An 18,908-nucleotide genomic window follows, 5' to 3' on the forward strand; every position below is an offset into this window, starting at 1 on the left:
CGCGTCTGGCGCTGGCGCCTCAGCGCGACTGGGATGTGAACGCCGCGGCGGTACGGGCGTTACCGGCTCTGGAAGCTATTCAGCGCACCACTAATAAAGCCTCACTGGCCGATATCATCGTGCTGGCAGGTGTTGTGGGCGTTGAGCAGGCGGCGAAAGCGGCAGGCGTTTACGTCAACGTACCGTTTACCCCAGGCCGCGTAGATGCGCGTCAGGACCAGACGGACATCGAGATGTTTAACCTGCTCGAACCGGTTGCCGACGGTTTCCGCAACTACCGTGCGCAGGTGGATGTGTCCACCACCGAGTCGCTGCTGATCGACAAAGCCCAGCAGCTGACCCTGACCGCGCCGGAACTGACGGTGCTAATCGGCGGTCTGCGCGTACTGGGTGCAAACTTCGATGGCAGCAAGAATGGCGTGTTTACCAACCGCGAGGGCGTGCTGAGCAACGACTTCTTCGTTAATCTGCTGGATATGAACACCCAGTGGAAAGCGACCGATGACTCAAACGAGCTGTTTGCCGGTAGCGATCGCGCCAGCGGGGAAGTGAAATACACCGCCACCCGCGCCGATCTGGTCTTCGGTTCAAACGCCGTCCTGCGTGCGCTGGCCGAAGTTTACGCCAGCAGTGATGCACACGAGAAGTTCGTCCGTGATTTTGTTGCCGCGTGGGCGCGAGTGATGGATTTGGACCGGTTTGACGTGAAGTAACCCATGTGCCGGGTGGCGGCTACGCCTTACCCGGCCTACAAATTAAAGTGCCATGTAGGCCGGGTAAGCGCAGCGCCACCCGGCTTTTTTCGTTACTCCCACTCCTGCAAGAATCGCTGTCCATACTGGTCGGCCACCAGCAGCGCCGCATAGACCTGATCCGGCGTGACGCCGCCAGGCATGTTGTGAATGGTTTCACCTTCGGCGCAGGACGCTTCCGCGATCAGCCGCATTTTGGCCGGAATATCCTCTTTGATGTTCAGCTGCGCCAGGGTGATCGGCAGCCCAACGCTGTGGCAAAGCGCGGCGACGGTCTCAATTTCTTCAACCGGCGCGTTCTCCAGTACCAGCTGTGTCAGTGTGCCGAACGCGACCTTTTCACCATGGTAAAAATGATGCGCATCCGGCACCGCCGTCATGCCGTTGTGAATGGCGTGCGCCGCCGCCAGCCCGCCGCTTTCAAAGCCCACCCCGCTGAGATAGGTGTTGGCTTCGATAATGCGTTCCAGCGCCGGTGTGACGACATGCTGCTCTGCCGCCAGCATCGCTTTCTCGCCCTCTTCAACCAGCGTGTTGTAGCACAGCTCTGCCAGCGCTAACGCTGCCTGCGTGCACTTGCCACCCGCCATGGTCGTGGCGCCGCTGCGCGAACAGGCGCGCGCTTCAAACCAGGTTGCCAGTGCATCGCCAATCCCGGCGGCCAGCAGGCGCGCAGGTGCGCCTGCCACCACTTTGGTATCGACAATCACCATGTTCGGGTTGTGCGGCAGCATCAGGTAGCGATCGAACTCACCGCTGTCGGTATAAATCACGGAGAGGGCGCTGCACGGCGCATCGGTGGAGGCAATGGTCGGGGCAATAGCCACCGGCACGTCCATAAAGTGCGCCAGCGCTTTGGCGGTATCCAGCGTTTTTCCGCCGCCGATACCCAGCACCGCCAGGCAGTCGGCGCTGTCGGCCAGCTTTTTCAGGCGATCGATTTCATTTTGCGAACATTCGCCACCAAACGGTGCGATTTCGGCATGGAGTCCGGCTTTTTTAAAACTCTGACGCAGGGTTTCTTCAGCAAAACCCAGCACAAATTTATCGCCCACCACCAGCCAGCGATTCGCCAGCGGCTTCAGGTAGTCGCCGAGGCGAGTAAGAACATCTGCACCCTGGATGTATTTCCCCGGCGATTGAATAATACGGTCCATAACAGTTCTCCCTTAGAGGTTGAGGTTACCAAACGCGTTTTTCCAGTCCTGCTCGAACTTCTCTATGGCTGACTCTACCGCTGGTGTGTCGAGCATTTGTTGCGCTACGTCTAAGGGAAGCGTGATTGCCTCACATCCTGCCAACAGGCAATCCAGCGCCTGGCGCGGCGTTTTAAAGCTGGCAGCCAGCACCATGCTTTCCGGCGCATGCAGTTCCAGCAGGGACTGCAGCTCCTGTACCATGCCAATACCGTCGCCGCCCTGTGCGTCGACGCGGTTGACGTACGGCGCAACGTATTTCGCGCCTGCCAGCGCGGCCAGTAAACCCTGAGCGGCGCTGTAAACGGCGGTGCCCAGCGTGGTAATTCCCTCTTTCTTCAGCGCCTTAATCGCGATGAGCCCCTGTGCAGTGACGGGAATTTTTACCACGATGTCCGGCAGGGCATTGTTCAGCCGTTTTGCTTCCGCCACCATTTCTTCGGCATCGCGGCTCATGGTTTGAGCAAACAGCATGCCTTCCGGCCCAATGGCTTTTTGCAGGCGCGGCAGCACGTCCCAGATGGATTCACGGCTGGCGGCAATGATGCTCGGGTTGGTGGTAACGCCCGCAATGGGAAAAATGCGCGCCAGGCGTTCAACTTCCGCTACGTTGGCGGTATCCAGGTACAGTTCCATCACTCTTCCTCGTTTTACAGTTCTAATTCGTGTTGTAGCAGGGAAGCAATCGCCTCCCCTGAGCTGGCGTTAACCAGCGCATTGCGGAAATCCTCATGCATGATGCGGCGTGCCAGTCGGGAGAAAATACGCATATGCTGATCGCCCGCGGCGTGTTTATTCAGCGTTAGCATGATGATGAATTGTGCTTCTTCATCTCCCCACATGACGGGGGCTTTCAGGCGTGCAACGCTGATGGTGGATTGCTCAATGTGCTCCGATTTGCTGTGCGGGATAGCAAAGCTAAAGCCGAGCCCGGTGGAGAAGACCGCTTCGCGTGCCCACAGATCGGCCTCCAGCTTGCGTGGGTAGCGGCAACGTCCTGCGAGCAGCAGGTTATCGGTCATTCCCTTCATGACCTCTTCTTTGCTGTTCCAGTCATTGTCCAGTGAAATGCAGCGAGGTGTAACCAGAGGTGTGTCCTGCTGATTCATGCGGAACTGCGCCAGCATGTGCTCCACTTCAAGCGAAGTGCGACACGCCATGGCCTGATTCAGCAACTGGCGGCAGGCGCGGCTATCAAGCTGAGCCAGACGCGCTTTGGTTGCCGGGATAGCGGGCGACCCCATGCTCAGCTCGTCCAAACCCAGACCCACCAGCAATGGCAACACCGAGCCTTTTGCACCCAGTTCGCCGCACAGGCCAATCCATTTCCCCTGTCGATGGACGGCTTGTACCGCGTAATCCAGCGCCCTCAGGAAGGCCGGGTTCAGGCTGTTGTAATGGCGTGTGACTTTGGCGTTATCGCGATCAACAGCCAGCAGATACTGCGTCAGGTCATTGCTACCGATGCTAAAGAAATCAATCTCTTCGCAGCACTGGTCGATGATAAACATCACCGAAGGGACTTCCAGCATGATGCCAAGCGGGATTTTCTCATCAAACGGAATATGCTCAGCGCGGAGCTGTTGTTTCGCTTCGGCAAGTTTCTCTTTCACCCACAGGATCTCTTCCATGGAAGAGATCATCGGGATCATGATCTTCAGGCTGCCGTGAGCAGAGGCGCGCAGGATCGCCCGAAGCTGGGTGGTGAAAAGCACTGCATACTCTTCGTAAATACGTACGGCGCGGTAACCGAGGAACGGGTTATTTTCGGCCGGGATCTTCAGGTACTCTACCGGCTTATCGCCGCCGATATCCATGGTCCGCACGATGATGCTGCGCCCGTTTGCACTTTCCAGTGCCTGACAGAAAATGTTGTAGAGCTCGTTTTCACCGGGCGCGCTGCTGCGGTCCATATAAAGCATTTCGGTGCGAAACAGGCCAACGCCCTCGGCGCCGTTCTCAAAGGCTGCCTGCGCTTCCACCGCATGGGCGATGTTCGCGGCAATCTCAACCCGCAGGCCGTCGGCGGTTCTGGCTTCCCGGTCCAGCCAGATGCCCTGCTGCTCGCGTAGTGCCTGTTGTACCCGTGCTTCCTGTCGGTAGTAGCGCGCCACCGCATCGCTGGCATCGACCACGACGGCACCAGCATTGCCATCGATAAATACGGATTGATTGCGCCACTGCAACAGGCTTTCATTGTCGACGCCCACCAGCGTCGGAATATTAAAGGAACGTGCAAGAATAACCGTATGCGAGGTTGTTCCACCGCTTTTTAACAGCAGCCCTTTTAGCAAGGTTTTATCCAGTTCCAGGAACTGGCCGGGCGTGAGGTCGTCAGCAAGGCAGACGCTCGGCTGCGTCAGTTGCCCCGGAGACGGGAAACGCGCTTCACCGTAGATATGCTGTAAAAGCTGATAGCAGACGTCGCGTACGTCCAGCACACGCTCCTGCAAATACGTGCTGCTGGAACGAGAGAACGTATCGCAGAAATGGTTCGCCGTGGCGATGATGGCCTGAGCGCAGCTTAAGCCCCGGTTGACCCCTGACAGGAGGTGCTGGCGCAGCGAGGTATCCGTAGCCAGCGAACGATGGGCTTCAAGAATGGCGCTGGCGGTGCTGTCGCTGTCCAGCGCGCGCAGCTCAATGTTTTTCACCAGCAGGGTGAGACCATTATCCAGTGCTAACTGCTCATCTCCTTCGTCTTTCGCTTCGGCTAAATCTGACAGTGCGTTGAGATCCAGCGAGGCCAGCAAGGTCAACACGCCCTGGGCGCTACCGCTGCAAACGGGCAGGGCGCGGAAAAGCGTTGGATTAAGGCGCGCGAGGGATTCTGGCAGCGGATCGCGCTCAATATTAATGGCTTCTGCGAGCGGCGCATCACAGTGTGGGAACTCTTCCCGGAGCCATTGTTCCAGTTGCTGATAGGCGTTCTGCTCATCTTCACCTTGGATCACCAGACGACAGGCATCGCCTGCCAGCGTATCGGTGCCAATGACTGCCAGTGCGCTCTTGGCATTCCCTTTACGGTCTGTGCGCAGGTTGTGCCATTCGATTTGCGAGATAAACGTATTGCACAGCGTTTCCACATGACTGGCCGGACGCGCGTGAACACCGTTGGGTAATTCACAGGTAAATTCCACTACGAGAGCCATACACACTCCTGAAATCAATCCTCATTCATTGGGCAACAGCATACGAGTGTGTTGATGACGCGCGCCATGTGACAAATCTGCCAAAAGCTGGACAAATGTAATGTCACGTGGAAAGTGAGATTTGACTCACAGGTTGTGATCCTTTGTCTTATGTGTAACGTCTATCAGAAATGTCGAGGCGGATCGCATTTTTATTTCGACATTACAAAAATCCAGTAAATGGCCTTTTTGTCTCCTGTCCGCCGTCTTCCTGATTGCCTATTGTTTGCCACAACATCTTTATGGTTTTAGGCCAGGAGCGACATATGAAAGAGTTGGTGCATATTCTCAAGAACACGCGGCAGCATCTGATGACCGGGGTGTCGCACATGATCCCGTTTGTGGTCTCGGGCGGCATTCTGCTGGCGGTTTCGGTCATGTTGTATGGCAAAGGCGCGGTGCCCGATGCCGCAACCGATCCCAACCTGAAAAAACTCTTTGATATCGGCGTGGCGGGGTTAACGCTGATGGTGCCATTCCTCGCCGCCTATATCGGCTATTCCATTGCAGAACGCGCCGCGCTGGCTCCCTGTGCAATTGCCGCCTGGGTGGGCAACAGCTTCGGTGCCGGGTTCTTTGGCGCGATTATCGCCGGGATTTTCGGTGGGATTGTCGTTTGGTACCTGAAAAAACTGCCGGTCCCGAAAGTGCTGCGCTCCGTTATGCCAATTTTCATCATCCCGATTATCGGCACGTTTATCACAGCAGGCATCATGATGTGGGGGCTGGGCGAGCCTGTAGGCGCACTGACCACCGGCCTTACCCAGTGGCTGCAAGGAATGCAGCAGGGCAGCATTGTGGTACTCGCCATTATTATCGGTCTCATGCTGGCGTTCGATATGGGCGGCCCGGTCAACAAAGTGGCGTATGCCTTCATGCTGATTTGCGTTGCGCAGGGCGTCTATACCGTCGTTGCAATTGCCGCCGTGGCTATTTGCATACCACCGCTAGGATTAGGCCTGGCGACGCTGATTAATCGCAAGAATTTTACCGGTGAAGAGCGTGAAGCGGGTAAGGCTGCATTAGTGATGGGCTGCGTGGGGGTCACCGAAGGGGCCATTCCGTTCGCTGCTGCTGATCCTCTGCGCGTTATTCCCTCCATCATGCTGGGATCCGCATGTGGCGCAGTGACGGCCGCCGTGATGGGCGCACAATGCTATGCCGGTTGGGGCGGGCTCATCGTTCTCCCTGTGGTGGAGGGCAAGCTGGGCTACATCGTGGCGGTTGCCGTGGGGGCTGTGGTGACGGCCATTAGCGTTAACGTGCTGAAGAGTTTTGCCCGCAAGAATGCAAAACAGGTCGAGGAAAAAGAGGACGACCTGGATCTGGATTTCGAAATTAACTGATTGAGGAAAAGAACATGGCCCGAATTATCGCAGTAACAGCATGTCCGTCAGGCGTTGCCCATACCTACATGGCGGCCGAAGCGCTGGAAAGTGCCGCCAAATCTAAAGGTTGGGAAGTGAAGGTTGAAACGCAGGGGTCGATTGGCCTGGAGAACGAACTGACGGCAGAAGACGTTGCCGCCGCCGATATGGTGATCCTGACCAAAGATATCGGCATTAAATTCGAAGAGCGCTTTGCCGGGAAAACCATTGTACGCGTCAATATCAGCGACGCGGTAAAACGCGCCGACGCCATCATGAACAAAATTGATGCCCACCTGGCGCAAACCGCCTGACGCTCTCCCGCCCTTCGGGGCGGGTTCGTTTTCCGTTACAGGAGTTCCCTCATGACGAATCGTATCCAGCGTTTGAAAGACGCACTTTTTGCCAGTCCACGTGAAATCTCGCTTGAGCGTGCTTTGCTCTATACCGCCAGCCATCAACAGACGGAGGGCGAGCCGGTTATCCTCAGGCGAGCAAAAGCCACGGCGTACATTCTTGACCATGTGAATATCGCGATTCGTGATGAGGAACTGATTGCCGGAAACCGCACCGTTAAACCGCGCGCGGGCATTATGTCCCCTGAGATGGATCCGTACTGGCTACTTAAGGAGCTGGACCAGTTTTCCACACGTCCGCAGGACCGCTTCGAGATCGGCGAAGCGGATAAGCAGATCTACCGCGACGTGCTGTATCCCTACTGGGAAAAACGGTCGATGAAAGATTTCATCAACAGCCAGATGACGGATGAGGTGAAAGCCGCTGTAGGGACGCAAATTTTCAGCGTCAACCAGACGGACAAAGGGCAGGGGCATATCATTATTGATTATCCGCGCCTGCTGAATAACGGGCTGGGTGCGCTGGTGGAGCAAATGCGAGAATATTGTGCCCGCGATGCTCAGAACACGTTCTATGCCGCCGCGCTGATTCTGCTTGAAGCCTCCCAGCGCCATATTCTGCGCTATGCTGCGCTGGCTGAAACGCTTGCAACCGTCTGTGATGACGCTTCACGGCGTGAAGAGCTACGAAAGATTGCCGAAATCTCGCGTCACAACGCGCAGCATAAGCCGCAAACGTTCTGGCAGGCGTGTCAGCTGTTCTGGTATATGAACGTCATTTTGCAATACGAATCTAACGCCAGCTCGCTTTCTATCGGGCGCTTCGACCAGTATATGCTGCCCTTTTATCAGGCTTCGTTTTCGCAGGGGGACGATCCCGCATTTCTGAAAGAGCTACTGGAATCGCTGTGGGTGAAATGCAATGACGTGGTGCTTTTACGTTCGACGAGTAGCGCACGTTATTTTGCTGGTTTCCCGACGGGTTATACCGCGTTGTTGGGCGGTTTAACGGAGAGCGGTCGTAGCGCAGTGAATGTGCTTTCCTTCCTGTGCCTGGATGCTTACCAGAGCGTTCAGCTTCCTCAACCGAACCTTGGCGTGCGGGTTAACGAACTTATCGACCGTCCTTTTCTGCTTAAAACGGCGGAGACGATCCGCCTGGGCACCGGTATCCCGCAGATTTTCAATGATGAAGTGGTGGTACCCGCTTTCCTGAATCGGGGTGTGTCGCTGGAGGATGCGCGCGACTACGCGGTGGTTGGCTGTGTAGAACTGTCAATTCCGGGTAAAACCTATGGCCTGCACGATATCGCGATGTTTAACCTGCTGAAAGTAATGGAAATCGCGATGCAGGAGAACGAAGGTAATGCTGCGCTGAGTTATGAAGGCTTGCTGGACCATATTCGCGCCAAAATTAATCACTACATTGCGCTGATGGTTGAGGGGAGCAACATCTGCGATATCGGCCATCGAGACTGGGCACCGGTGCCGTTGCTCTCTTCATTTATCAGCGATTGTCTTGAATCAGGGAAAGATATTACCGACGGCGGGGCGCGGTATAACTTTTCTGGCGTTCAGGGGATCGGGATAGCCAATCTGAGTGATTCACTGCACGCCCTGAAAGGGCTGGTCTTTGAACAGCAGCGCTTAAGTTTTGATGAGCTCTTAGCCGTGTTAAAAGCGAACTTTGCCACCCCCGAGGGAGAAAAGGTGCGTGCAAGGTTGATCAATCGCTTCGAAAAATACGGCAATGATATCGATGATGTCGACAATATCAGCGCTGAACTGTTGCGCCATTACTGTAAAGAGGTCGAAAAATACCGGAACCCGCGCGGCGGACAGTTCACGCCAGGCTCTTATACCGTATCGGCGCACGTGCCGCTGGGGGCGGTGGTGGGAGCTACACCGGATGGCCGCTTTGCCGGAGAGCAACTGGCTGACGGTGGGCTCTCCCCGATGCTTGGGCAAGATATGCAGGGCCCAACGGCGGTACTTAAATCGGTAAGCAAGCTGGATAACTATCTGTTATCTAACGGTACGCTGTTAAACGTTAAATTTACCCCTGCGACGCTGGAAGGCGATGCCGGGCTGCAAAAGCTGGCGGATTTCCTTCGTGCTTTCACCCAGCTTAAGTTGCAGCATATCCAGTTCAACGTGGTGAACGCGGAAACATTGCGTGAAGCGCAACAGCGTCCACAGGATTTTGCCGGGCTGGTGGTGCGCGTTGCTGGCTACAGCGCCTTCTTTGTTGAGTTATCGAAGGAGATCCAGGATGACATTATCCGCCGCACAGCGCATCAGCTGTGACGTGGTTGAAACGCACGCCGAGGTGGCGCGTATTTTCAATATCCAGCGCTACTCATTGAATGACGGTCGCGGCATCCGTACGGTGGTCTTTTTTAAAGGTTGTCCTCATCGCTGTCCGTGGTGTGCGAATCCGGAGTCGATTTCACCGAAAATCGAAACGGTGCGCAGAGAAAGCAAATGTCTTCACTGCGCACCCTGTTTGCGGGACGTCGATGAGTGCCCCTCCGGCGCATTTGAGCCTATTGGGCGGGATGTTACGCTGGAGGAGCTGGTAAGCGAGGTAATGAAAGACGATGTTTTCTTTCGTTCCTCTGGAGGTGGGGTGACGCTCTCGGGTGGCGAAGTGTTGCTGCATGCGCCTTTCGCGACAAAATTTCTACAGGGTTTACGCCGTTTCGGCGTGCATACGGCCATCGAAACGGCAGGCGATGCCCCTTTGTCCCGATTAATGCCGCTGGCTCGCCAGTGTGATGAAGTGTTGTTTGATTTAAAGATCATGGACGCGGATCTGGCCCAATCGATTGTGGCAATGAATCTTCCCAGAGTGCTGGATAATTTCCGCCAGCTGGTGGCTGACGGGATAAACGTGATTCCTCGTGTGCCGCTTATTCCTGGCTATACGCTTAACGAAACGAACATGGCGCGCGTGCTGGCTTTCCTGCTACCTTCAGGAATACGGCAACTGCATTTATTGCCCTTTCATCAGTATGGGGAGCCAAAATACCGTCTGCTGGGACAGGAGTGGGGAATGCGGCAAGCGACCCCTCCGACAGAAGATGAGGTGTCAGCGATGCGTCAACTGGCAGAGCGCGAAGGTTTCAATGTTACCGTGGGAGGCTGAACATGACAGTGATAACGGGACGTCATCTGGTGGCGGTGACCGCGTGTGTCAGTGGCGTCGCACATACCTATATGGCTGCCGAACGTCTGGAAAAGCTCTGCCAGCAGGAGAAGTGGAGCGTTAACATTGAGACGCAGGGAGCGCTGGGTGTTGAGTGCGAGCTTACGGAAGACGACATACGGCGAGCCGATGTCGTATTGCTCATTACCGATATCGAACTGGCGGGCAGCGAACGTTTCGAGCATGCGCGCTACGTGAAGTGCGGTATTAGCGCCTTTTTACGCGACCCACAAAAGGTGATGGGGGCGGTGCGTAAAATGTTAGCCGCTCCGCAGCATACTCAGGTCATTCTGGACTAATGACCTTCCCGGTGAGCTGGCTGTGATACTGGCGACGGTATTCTGACGGCGAACGCTCGGTGTTTTTACGAAACAACCGGCAGAAATAGTTGCTGTCGACAAATCCGCAGGCATGCGCCACCTCTTTCACTTTCAAATCATATCCTTTCAGTAACTGGCGCGCGTGTTCCAGTCGGGTGTGCGTCAGGTACTCATTGAAACCCACTGCGCCCGTTTTCTGGAACAGATGCGACAGGTAGTTTGGGGAGATATAAAACGCCTGCGCGACGGATTCCCGGGTAAGGGGAGTGGCGTAGTGTTCGTCAATATAGACCCGAATTGCTTCAAACAAAGCCTGGCTGCGGGAGGCGGTTTGGATCTGACTACCCAGCAGGTCGACGCAGTGGCTAAGCAGGCTGGCAATAATCAGCCGCGCGGTTTGTTGCTCATGCGGTTGCATCTGCATTTCATGAAGCGTCTGTAAGAGTAGCGATCCAATACGGGGACCGCGGCGGGCAACGTGCTGCTTTGTCAGGTTTCGAACGTCTATACCATTCCAGTGCAAAAGGCTAAACCCAAGCTGCTGTTTGCCAAACAGGATGCTCAGCGTTGTTGCGGGTGCTTGCCATTGTGGATTATTCCAGCCGCCAGCCGGGACGTATAAAACATCACCCTGCTGTAAAACGCAGCCAGCCTGGTCTTTCATCGAACCTTCGATCGCGATCTCCAGACGTGGAAAATCGACCTGCAAGGCAAGTTCGGGGGCGGAGGTAGCGGAGTTTGCAAAATGCACCTGACGCAGCGGCGTAGTGCTGTTGATCAGGTTAGTCAGGATGTGGGTAATGTCGTGGTGCATGGTGTGGATACCAGGGTATTGCCCGGCGGCGCTGGTGCTTGCCGGGCCTACGAAAAGCCTATTTTAGGGCGGGTAAGCGTAAGCGCCACCTGGCAAAACCGATCAACCGGTGTTACGCATACCTGCCGCAACGCCTGCTATCGTTACCATCAGCGCCTGTTCAACGCGTGGATCCGGCTCTTTACCTTCCTCTTCCGCCAGACGCGAACGGTGCAGCAGCTCTGCCTGTAAAACGTTCAGCGGGTCGGTGTAGATGTTACGCAGCTGGATAGACTCGGCGATCCACGGCAGGTCTTCCATCAGGTGGGAGTCATTGGCGATATCCAGCACCACTTTGATGTCGCCTTCCAGCAGTTCGCGCAGCTCTTTGCCCAGCGCCCACAGCTCCGGCTTCACCAGGCGCTGATCGTAGTATTCCGCCAGCCACAGGTCGGCCTTCGAGAAGACCATCTCCAGCATTCCCAGACGGGTAGAGAAGAATGGCCAGTCGCGGCACATGGTTTCCAGTTCGCTCTGCTTACCGTCTTCCACCACTTTTTGCAGCGCCGCACCGGCACCCAGCCAGGCTGGCAGCATTAAGCGGTTTTGCGTCCAGGCGAAGATCCATGGAATGGCGCGCAGGGATTCAACACCGCCGGTCGGACGACGCTTGGCCGGGCGCGAACCCAGCGGCAGTTTACCCAGCTCCTGTTCAGGCGTGGCCGAGCGGAAGTAAGGGACAAAGTCTTTGTTTTCACGCACGTAGCCGCGGTACAGATCGCAGGAGATGTCAGACAGTTCGTCCATAATCCGGCACCAGGATTCTTTTGGCTCCGGCGGCGGCAGCAGGTTGGCTTCGAGGATCGCGCTGGTATAAAGCGACAGGCTGCTGATGGTCACTTCCGGCAGGCCGTACTTGAAGCGGATCATCTCGCCCTGCTCGGTCACGCGCAGGCCGCCTTTCAGGCTTCCTGGTGGTTGAGAGAGCAGCGCCGCGTGTGCAGGCGCACCGCCACGACCAATTGAGCCACCGCGTCCGTGGAACAGGGTCAGCTCGATACCGGCTTTCTCACAGGTTTTGATCAGTGCATCCTGTGCCTGATACTGCGCCCAGGAGGCTGCCATCACCCCCGCATCTTTCGCGGAGTCGGAATAGCCGATCATCACCATCTGTTTGCCCTGAATAAAGCCGCGATACCAGTCGATGTTCAGCAGCTGGGTCATCACGTCGTTAGCGTTGTTCAGGTCGTCGAGAGTCTCAAATAGCGGTGCTACCGGCAGAGCATAGTCAATGCCCGCTTCTTTCAGCAGAAGGTGAACGCCCAGCACGTCGGACGGGGTCTTCGCCATGGAGATCACGTAGGCGGCCACAGATCCTTTCGGCGCATCTACAATCGCTTTACAGGTGTTGAGCACTTCGCGGGTGTCATTGCTTGGCTCCCAGTTGCGCGGCAGCAGCGGGCGCTTGGAGTTCAGCTCGCGGATCAGGAACGCCTGTTTGTCGGCTTCTGACCAGCTTTCGTAGTCGCCAATGCCGAGGTAGCGGGTCAGCTCGCCCAGCGCTTCGGTATGACGGGTACTTTCCTGACGAACGTCGATACGCACCAGCGGCACGCCGAAACACTTCACGCGGCGCAGGGTGTCGAGCAGTTCGCCGTTGGCAATGATGCCCATCCCACAAGCCTGGAGCGATTTATAGCAGGCGTATAGAGGCTCCCAGAGCTGTTCGTTCTGGCTCAGCAGACCTTCCGGCTTCGGCAGGCGCTGGCCTTTCAGGCGCGCTTCCAGCCAGGCCTGAGTGGCCATCAGCTGACCGCGCAGCTTTTTCATCAGGAAGCGGTACGGCTCGCTGGCGCCTTCTTCACCGGCCAGCGCGCGCAGTTCCGGCGTCGCTTCCACCATCGACAGCTCGGAGATCAGCACCTGAATATCTTTCAGGAACAGGTCGGTTGCTTTCCAGCGGCTCAGCAGCAGGACGTGACGGGTGATTTCCGCCGTCACGTTCGGGTTGCCGTCGCGGTCGCCGCCCATCCAGGAGGTGAAGCGAACCGGCACAAAGTCGACCGGCAGGCGATAGCCCAGATTTTCTTCCAGCTGTTCGTTCAGCTCGCGCAGGTAGTTGGGTACCCCTTCCCACAGGCTGTTTTCCACCACCGCAAAGCCCCACTTGGCTTCGTCGACCGGGCTTGGGCGATGCTTACGAATTTCATCGGTGTGCCAGGACTGGGCAATCAGCTGGCGCAGGCGGCGCATAAGCTGGTTACGTTCGTAGTCGGCGATGTCTTTGTTATCCAACTGCTTCAGACAGTTGTTCACTTCCACCATTTTGTGGATCAGCGTACGACGGGTGATTTCGGTTGGGTGTGCGGTCAGCACCAGCTCCAGCGAAAGGGATTCCACCGCTTTTTTGATGGTCGCTTCGTTGAGGTCGGGCTGGTCTTTGAGTTTACGAAGGGTGCGGGCAATGACTTCCGGGTTGCTGGCCGCTTCGCCTTTTGGCGAAATGCTGTGGTATTGCTCAGCGGTGTTTGCCAGGTTCAGGAACTGGCTGAAGGCGCGGGCAACGGGCAGCAGCTCATCGTTGGAGAGGTTCTGCAAGGTGGTAAGCAGCTCCTGACGGTTGGCCTCATTACCGGCGCGGGAAGATTTGGACAGCTTGCGGATGGTTTCAACGCGGTCGAGGATGTTCTCCCCCAGTGCGTCTTTGATGGTATCTCCAAGCACTTTGCCGAGCATACTGACATTACTACGCAACGCGGAATATTGTTCGTTCATAAAAACCCAGTCACCCCATCATTTTTGTTTATGCCCAGGCGAAAATCTTCTGGACATTATTTTGTCATCTCCCTTTATAAAGCCACGTAAAACCCCCGTCGTCAATTGCTGCGAAAACGGTTCAGCAGACGAATAAATGCGGACAATTTACGAAATTTAATTCGCATTGCGTCAGATAAGAGATGCTTATGGAAATGTGACGGTGATCATGCGATTTGTTGCCCTCACCCTAACCCTCTCCCACAGGGAGAGGGGACTTTTCGGTGCGGTTTTAATGCCAGCAGAAGTGATGCACAACCTGGGTAATGAGTTCGCGGGTGGGCTTGATGAAGCGGGTTTCGAGATATTCGTCCGGCTGGTGTGCCTGGTTGATGGAGCCAGGGCCCAGAACCAGCGTCGGGCACAGCGTCTGAATAAACGGCGCTTCGGTGCAGTAGTTCACCACGTCGGTTTTCTCGCCGAGCAGTTTTTCCACTACCTGAACCAGCTGATGGTCAGGCGGGCATTCGTAGCCTGGAATCGGCGGATGCAGTTCGGAGACCGTCAGACGGCCCGGCCAGCGCTCGCTGACCGGTGCCAGCGCTTCGTTCAGTAAGCCATCCAGATCGCTCAGCGTCATGCCCGGCAGAGGACGGATATCCATATGCAGTTCGCAGCAGGCGCAGATACGGTTGGACGCATCACCGCCGTGCAGGCTGCCGAGGTTAAGCGTTGGGTAAGGCACGGTGAACGCCTCGTAGTGATAGCGCTCTTTCAGATCGTCGCGCAGGGTCATGATGCGGCCAATCGCGTCATGCATCAGCTCAATGGCGTTCACGCCGCGCGCCGGATCGCTGGAGTGGCCAGACTGGCCCAGTACGCGCACCGCGGTAGAAATATGGCCTTTGTGCGCCCGAATCGGTTGCAGAGAGGTCGGTTCGCCGATGATCGCGCAGTCAGGACGAATCGATGTGTTTTCAGAGAAATAACGTGCGCCCGCCATGCTGGTCTCTTCATCGGCGGTCGCCAGAATGTAGAGCGGTTTTTTCAGCTTCGTCACGTCCACGTCACGCAGCGCGTCGAGGATAAAGGCGAAGAAGCCTTTCATGTCGGCGGTGCCCAGACCATAAAGCTTGTTGTCATGCTCGGTCAGCGTGAACGGATCGCGCGTCCAGCGGCCATCATCAAACGGCACGGTGTCAGTGTGCCCAGCCAGCAGCAGGCCGCCCGCGCCATGTCCGGTACTGGCGAGCAGGTTAAATTTGTGGCGTGTTCCGGGGACGGGCTGAACCTCAACGTTAAACCCAAGATCGCTAAACCAACCCGCCAGCAGATTGATTAAAGACTCATTGCTCTGATCCAGGGCTTCTTCCGTCGCGCTGATGGAGGGTGTGGCGATCAGGGCGCGGTAAATCTCGATAAATGGCGGTAAGTTCATTTTCATTGTTGACACACCTTAGGTCGTGATAGTATCAATATTCATGCAATAAATGTGAATAAAAATACATTAACGTTGAGCATAAAGGAACCCGATGTTGAATACGCTGATTGTAGGCGCTAGCGGTTATGCGGGCGCAGAGCTTGTAAGCTACGTAAATCGCCACCCTCATATGACCATAACCGCTTTGACCGTGTCAGCGCAAAGCAATGATGCCGGAAAGTTAATTTCCGATTTGCATCCACAACTTAAGGGCGTGGTTGATTTGCCTTTGCAGCCCATGTCTGACATCAGCGAGTTTACCGACGGCGTTGACGTGGTGTTTTTAGCCACCGCACACGAGGTCAGTCACGACCTGGCGCCGCAGTTCCTGGCAGCCGGATGCGTGGTGTTCGATCTCTCCGGCGCGTTCCGCGTTAACGACGGCGCGTTCTACGAAAAATATTACGGTTTCACCCACCAGCATCCGGATCTGCTTGAAAAAGCGGTGTACGGCCTGGCGGAGTGGAGCGCAGATAAACTGAAAGAAGTGAACCTGATTGCCGTTCCGGGATGCTACCCGACGGCGGCGCAGCTTTCCCTGAAGCCGCTGATCGACGCGGGGTTGCTGGATCTGAACCAGTGGCCGGTGATCAACGCCACCAGCGGCGTGAGCGGCGCCGGGCGCAAAGCGGCAATCTCCAACAGCTTCTGCGAAGTGAGCCTTCAGCCGTATGGCGTGTTTAACCACCGTCATCATCCTGAAATCACGACGCATCTGGGCGCGGACGTCATTTTCACCCCGCATCTGGGCAGCTTCCCGCGCGGGATCCTCGAAACCATTACCTGCCGCCTGAAGCCGGGTGTGAACAAAGAACAGGTGAACGAGGTCTTCACGCAGGCGTATGCGGACAAACCGCTGGTGCGCCTGTACGACAAAGGCGTGCCGGCGCTGAAAAATGTGGTCGGCCTGCCGTTCTGCGATATCGGCTTTGCCGTGCAGGGTGAGCATCTCATCGTGGTGGCAGCAGAAGATAACCTACTCAAAGGCGCTGCCGCACAGGCAATGCAGTGTGCAAATATTCGTTTCGGCTTCCCTGAAACGCAGGCTCTTATTTAAGGTGTGATGATGAACCCATTAATTATCAAACTCGGTGGTGTACTGCTGGACAGCGAAGAAGCGCTGGAGCGCCTGTTTAACGCACTGGTGAACTATCGTGAATCACACCAACGTCCGCTGGTGATTGTGCACGGCGGCGGCTGTGTGGTGGATGAGCTGATGAAAGGGCTCAACCTGCCGGTGAAAAAGAAAAATGGCCTGCGCGTGACGCCTGCCGACCAGATTGACATCATTACCGGCGCGCTGGCGGGCACAGCGAACAAAACGCTGCTGGCGTGGGCGAAGAAACACCATATCGCCTCCGTTGGCCTCTGTCTGGGCGATGGCGATAGCGTGAAAGTGACCCAGCTTGACGAAGAGCTTGGCCATGTTGGACTGGCGCAGCCGGGTTCGCCTAAGCTGATTAACACCCTGCTGGAAGGCGGTTTCCTGCCGGTGGTGAGCTCAATCGGCGTGACCGAAGAGGGCGAGCTGATGAACGTCAATGCGGACCAGGCGGCAACCGCGCTGGCGGCCACGCTGGGCGCAGACCTGATCCTGCTCTCCGACGTGAGCGGCATACTGGACGGCAAAGGCCAGCGTATTGCGGAAATGACCGCCGCAAAAGCCGAGCAGCTGATCGATCAAGGCATTATCACCGACGGCATGATTGTTAAAGTGAATGCGGCGCTGGATGCGGCCCGCACGTTGGGTCGCCCGGTGGATATCGCCTCCTGGCGGCACGCGGAGCAACTCCCGGCGCTGTTTAACGGTACGCCGATTGGTACGCGTATTCTGGCTTAAGTTTCTGTGCCGGATGGCGCTTTGCTTATCCGGCCTACGTGAATTTTGTAGGCCCGGTAAGCGCAGCGCCACCGGGCAAAAATATCATCATTAAGGAAATTCGTTATGGCACTTTGGGGTGGGCGTTTTACACAGGCAGCGGATCAGCGGTTCAAACAGTTCAACGACTCTTTGCGCTTCGACTACCGCCTGGCCGAACAGGATATTGTCGGCTCTGTGGCCTGGTCCAAAGCGCTGGTGACCGTTGGCGTGCTGACCGCAGACGAACAGCAGCAGCTGGAAGAGGCGCTGAACAATCTGCTGGAAGAGGTGCGTCTGGATCCGCAGCAAATCCTCCAGAGCGATGCTGAAGATATTCACAGCTGGGTGGAAGGCAAACTGATCGACAAAGTCGGCCAGTTGGGTAAAAAGCTCCATACCGGGCGTAGCCGTAATGACCAGGTGGCGACCGACCTGAAGCTGTGGTGCAAAGAGACCGTCGGCGAACTGCTGGCGGCGAATCGTCAGTTGCAGGGCGCGCTGGTGGACACCGCGCAGAACAATCAGGACGCGGTGATGCCGGGTTATACCCACCTGCAACGCGCGCAGCCGGTGACGTTCGCGCACTGGTGTCTGGCCTATGTTGAGATGCTGGCGCGTGATGAGAGCCGTTTACAGGATACCTTAAAGCGTCTGGACGTGAGCCCGCTGGGCAGCGGCGCGCTTGCCGGTACGGCTTATGAAATTGACCGTGAGCAGCTGGCAGGCTGGCTGGGCTTTGCCTCCGCCACCCGCAATAGTCTGGACAGCGTCTCTGACCGTGACCACGTGCTGGAACTGCTCTCAAATGCATCTATCGGGATGGTGCACCTGTCGCGCTTTGCCGAAGACCTGATCTTCTTTAACTCTGGCGAAGCCGGGTTTGTGGAGCTGTCCGACCGTGTGACGTCCGGCTCCTCCCTGATGCCGCAGAAGAAAAACCCGGACGCGCTGGAGCTGATCCGCGGGAAATGTGGCCGCGTGCAGGGTGCGCTGACCGGTATGATGATGACCCTGAAAGGGCTGCCGCTGGCGTACAACAAAGACATGCAGGAAGACAAAGAGGGGCTGTTCGACGCGCTCGACACCTGGCTGGACTGTCTGCATATGGGCGCGCTGGTGCTGGACGGCATTCAGGTGAAACGTCCGCGCTGCCAGGAAGCGGCGCAGCAGGGGTATGCTAACTCTACCGAGCTGGCGGACTACCTGGTGGCGAAAGGCGTACCGTTCCGCGAGGCGCACCATATTGTGGGTGAAGCGGTAGTGGAAGCGATTCGTCAGGGTAAAGCCCTTGAAGAGCTGGCGCTTGCCGACCTGCAAAAATTCAGCGCGGTTATCGGGGATGATGTCTACCCGATTCTGGCCCTGCAATCCTGCCTGGATAAGCGTGCAGCGAAAGGCGGCGTGTCACCGAAGCAGGTAGCGCAGGCGATTGCGGATGCGAAAAACCGGTTGGTTTAAACCGTGCGGGCTGGTGCCCTCACCCCGGCCCTCTCCCACTGGGAGAGGGAGAAAAACGGAGCCTAGCTTAGTGCTGGGCTTTTTTTTACGCAAAAAAAAGCGGACCACGGGGTCCGCAAAAGTTCACGTTGGCTTTAGTTTTTCGAGTTTTGAGAGAAACTCGCTGACGGTG

The 18,908-nt window shown here is 56.6% G+C and carries 15 protein-coding genes; 9 read left to right on the plus strand and 6 right to left on the minus strand.

From position 1 onward, the window contains the following. Positions 1-713 (plus strand): peroxidase family protein (locus DD606_RS18205; protein WP_306768318.1); only part of this gene is annotated, 713 nt, incomplete at its 5' end. Positions 714-805: 92 nt separating this feature from the next. On the opposite strand, the gene DD606_RS18210 is transcribed toward DD606_RS18205, so the two are convergent. The 3 genes from DD606_RS18210 to ptsP are packed head-to-tail and all read right to left on the minus strand — an operon-like array spanning position 806 to position 5,100. Next, the gene (locus DD606_RS18210) at positions 806-1,909 is read right to left on the minus strand and encodes a glycerol dehydrogenase (protein ID WP_023315034.1); all 1,104 of its coding nucleotides are present in this window, start codon (positions 1,907-1,909) and stop codon (positions 806-808) included. A 12-nt stretch (positions 1,910-1,921) separates the two neighbouring features. Then, a complete protein-coding gene (fsa, locus tag DD606_RS18215) occupies positions 1,922-2,584 on the minus strand; it encodes a fructose-6-phosphate aldolase (protein ID WP_023315033.1) in 663 nt (220 codons plus the stop codon). Between the two features lie 14 nt (positions 2,585-2,598). Next, the gene (gene ptsP, locus DD606_RS18220; RefSeq protein ID WP_129258962.1) at positions 2,599-5,100 is read right to left on the minus strand and encodes a phosphoenolpyruvate--protein phosphotransferase; all 2,502 of its coding nucleotides are present in this window, start codon (positions 5,098-5,100) and stop codon (positions 2,599-2,601) included. 305 nt (positions 5,101-5,405) lie between these two features. On the opposite strand from ptsP, the gene DD606_RS18225 reads away from it, so the two are divergent. The 5 genes from DD606_RS18225 to DD606_RS18245 are packed head-to-tail and all read left to right on the plus strand — an operon-like array spanning position 5,406 to position 10,369. Beyond that, positions 5,406-6,485: a PTS fructose transporter subunit EIIC gene (locus tag DD606_RS18225; RefSeq protein WP_045343481.1), complete on the plus strand. Its 1,080-nt coding sequence runs from the start codon at positions 5,406-5,408 to the stop codon at positions 6,483-6,485. Between the two features lie 14 nt (positions 6,486-6,499). Continuing rightward, positions 6,500-6,820, plus strand: coding sequence for a PTS fructose-like transporter subunit IIB (locus tag DD606_RS18230; RefSeq protein WP_045343482.1), 321 nt, complete (start codon positions 6,500-6,502; stop codon positions 6,818-6,820). Positions 6,821-6,871: 51 nt separating this feature from the next. Next, entirely contained in the window at positions 6,872-9,169 is a 2,298-nt protein-coding gene (locus DD606_RS18235; protein WP_045350740.1) for a formate C-acetyltransferase, read from the plus strand. Beyond that, the gene (locus DD606_RS18240; protein WP_045343484.1) at positions 9,135-10,010 is read left to right on the plus strand and encodes a [formate-C-acetyltransferase]-activating enzyme; all 876 of its coding nucleotides are present in this window, start codon (positions 9,135-9,137) and stop codon (positions 10,008-10,010) included. Before DD606_RS18235 ends, DD606_RS18240 begins: the two co-directional genes overlap by 35 nt. Positions 10,011-10,012: 2 nt before the next feature. Then, positions 10,013-10,369, plus strand: coding sequence for a PTS fructose-like transporter subunit IIB (locus DD606_RS18245; RefSeq protein ID WP_045343485.1), 357 nt, complete (start codon positions 10,013-10,015; stop codon positions 10,367-10,369). Here the strand turns inward: DD606_RS18245 and DD606_RS18250 are convergent. From DD606_RS18250 to argE, 3 genes are all read right to left on the minus strand, one after another. Next, on the minus strand, positions 10,356-11,204 hold the full coding sequence (locus DD606_RS18250; protein WP_048209930.1) for a helix-turn-helix transcriptional regulator: 849 nt from the start codon (positions 11,202-11,204) through the stop codon (positions 10,356-10,358). The genes DD606_RS18245 and DD606_RS18250 overlap by 14 nt on opposite strands. Before the next feature lie 102 nt (positions 11,205-11,306). Further along, positions 11,307-13,958, minus strand: coding sequence for a phosphoenolpyruvate carboxylase (gene ppc, locus DD606_RS18255; RefSeq protein ID WP_017383108.1), 2,652 nt, complete (start codon positions 13,956-13,958; stop codon positions 11,307-11,309). 271 nt (positions 13,959-14,229) lie between these two features. Beyond that, positions 14,230-15,381 (minus strand): acetylornithine deacetylase, encoded by a 1,152-nt coding sequence (gene argE, locus DD606_RS18260; protein WP_003862050.1) that lies wholly within the window; start codon positions 15,379-15,381, stop codon positions 14,230-14,232. 88 nt (positions 15,382-15,469) lie between these two features. Here argE and argC point away from each other — a divergent pair, with 88 nt between their 5' ends. The 3 genes from argC (at position 15,470) to argH (ending at position 18,736) form a co-directional block, all read left to right on the plus strand. Beyond that, a complete protein-coding gene (gene argC / locus DD606_RS18265; RefSeq protein ID WP_129258964.1) occupies positions 15,470-16,474 on the plus strand; it encodes an N-acetyl-gamma-glutamyl-phosphate reductase in 1,005 nt (334 codons plus the stop codon). A gap of 6 nt (positions 16,475-16,480) precedes the next feature. Then, complete coding sequence (gene argB, locus DD606_RS18270) at positions 16,481-17,257, plus strand: acetylglutamate kinase (protein ID WP_086527949.1); 777 nt, start codon at positions 16,481-16,483, stop codon at positions 17,255-17,257. Between the two features lie 105 nt (positions 17,258-17,362). Continuing rightward, entirely contained in the window at positions 17,363-18,736 is a 1,374-nt protein-coding gene (argH, locus tag DD606_RS18275) for an argininosuccinate lyase (protein WP_003862053.1), read from the plus strand. The last annotated feature ends 172 nt before the right edge of the window (positions 18,737-18,908 follow it).

The sequence above is a fragment of the Enterobacter cloacae complex sp. GF14B genome (assembly GCF_004136805.1).
GTDB lineage: Bacteria > Pseudomonadota > Gammaproteobacteria > Enterobacterales > Enterobacteriaceae > Enterobacter > Enterobacter hormaechei_C.

Bases quoted from the DNA above. Each gene is read 5' to 3' on its own strand.
- ppc (WP_017383108.1), bottom strand. From the start codon at position 13,958: ATGAACGAACAATATTCCGCGTTGCGTAGTAATGTCAGTATGCTCGGC.
- DD606_RS18240 (WP_045343484.1), top strand. From the start codon at position 9,135: ATGACATTATCCGCCGCACAGCGCATCAGCTGTGACGTGGTTGAAACG.
- argB (WP_086527949.1), top strand. From the start codon at position 16,481: ATGATGAACCCATTAATTATCAAACTCGGTGGTGTACTGCTGGACAGC.
- DD606_RS18250 (WP_048209930.1), bottom strand. From the start codon at position 11,204: ATGCACCACGACATTACCCACATCCTGACTAACCTGATCAACAGCACT.
- argH (WP_003862053.1), top strand. From the start codon at position 17,363: ATGGCACTTTGGGGTGGGCGTTTTACACAGGCAGCGGATCAGCGGTTC.
- fsa (WP_023315033.1), bottom strand. From the start codon at position 2,584: ATGGAACTGTACCTGGATACCGCCAACGTAGCGGAAGTTGAACGCCTG.
- DD606_RS18235 (WP_045350740.1), top strand. From the start codon at position 6,872: ATGACGAATCGTATCCAGCGTTTGAAAGACGCACTTTTTGCCAGTCCA.
- argC (WP_129258964.1), top strand. From the start codon at position 15,470: ATGTTGAATACGCTGATTGTAGGCGCTAGCGGTTATGCGGGCGCAGAG.
- DD606_RS18230 (WP_045343482.1), top strand. From the start codon at position 6,500: ATGGCCCGAATTATCGCAGTAACAGCATGTCCGTCAGGCGTTGCCCAT.
- DD606_RS18225 (WP_045343481.1), top strand. From the start codon at position 5,406: ATGAAAGAGTTGGTGCATATTCTCAAGAACACGCGGCAGCATCTGATG.
- argE (WP_003862050.1), bottom strand. From the start codon at position 15,381: ATGAAAATGAACTTACCGCCATTTATCGAGATTTACCGCGCCCTGATC.
- ptsP (WP_129258962.1), bottom strand. From the start codon at position 5,100: ATGGCTCTCGTAGTGGAATTTACCTGTGAATTACCCAACGGTGTTCAC.
- DD606_RS18245 (WP_045343485.1), top strand. From the start codon at position 10,013: ATGACAGTGATAACGGGACGTCATCTGGTGGCGGTGACCGCGTGTGTC.
- DD606_RS18210 (WP_023315034.1), bottom strand. From the start codon at position 1,909: ATGGACCGTATTATTCAATCGCCGGGGAAATACATCCAGGGTGCAGAT.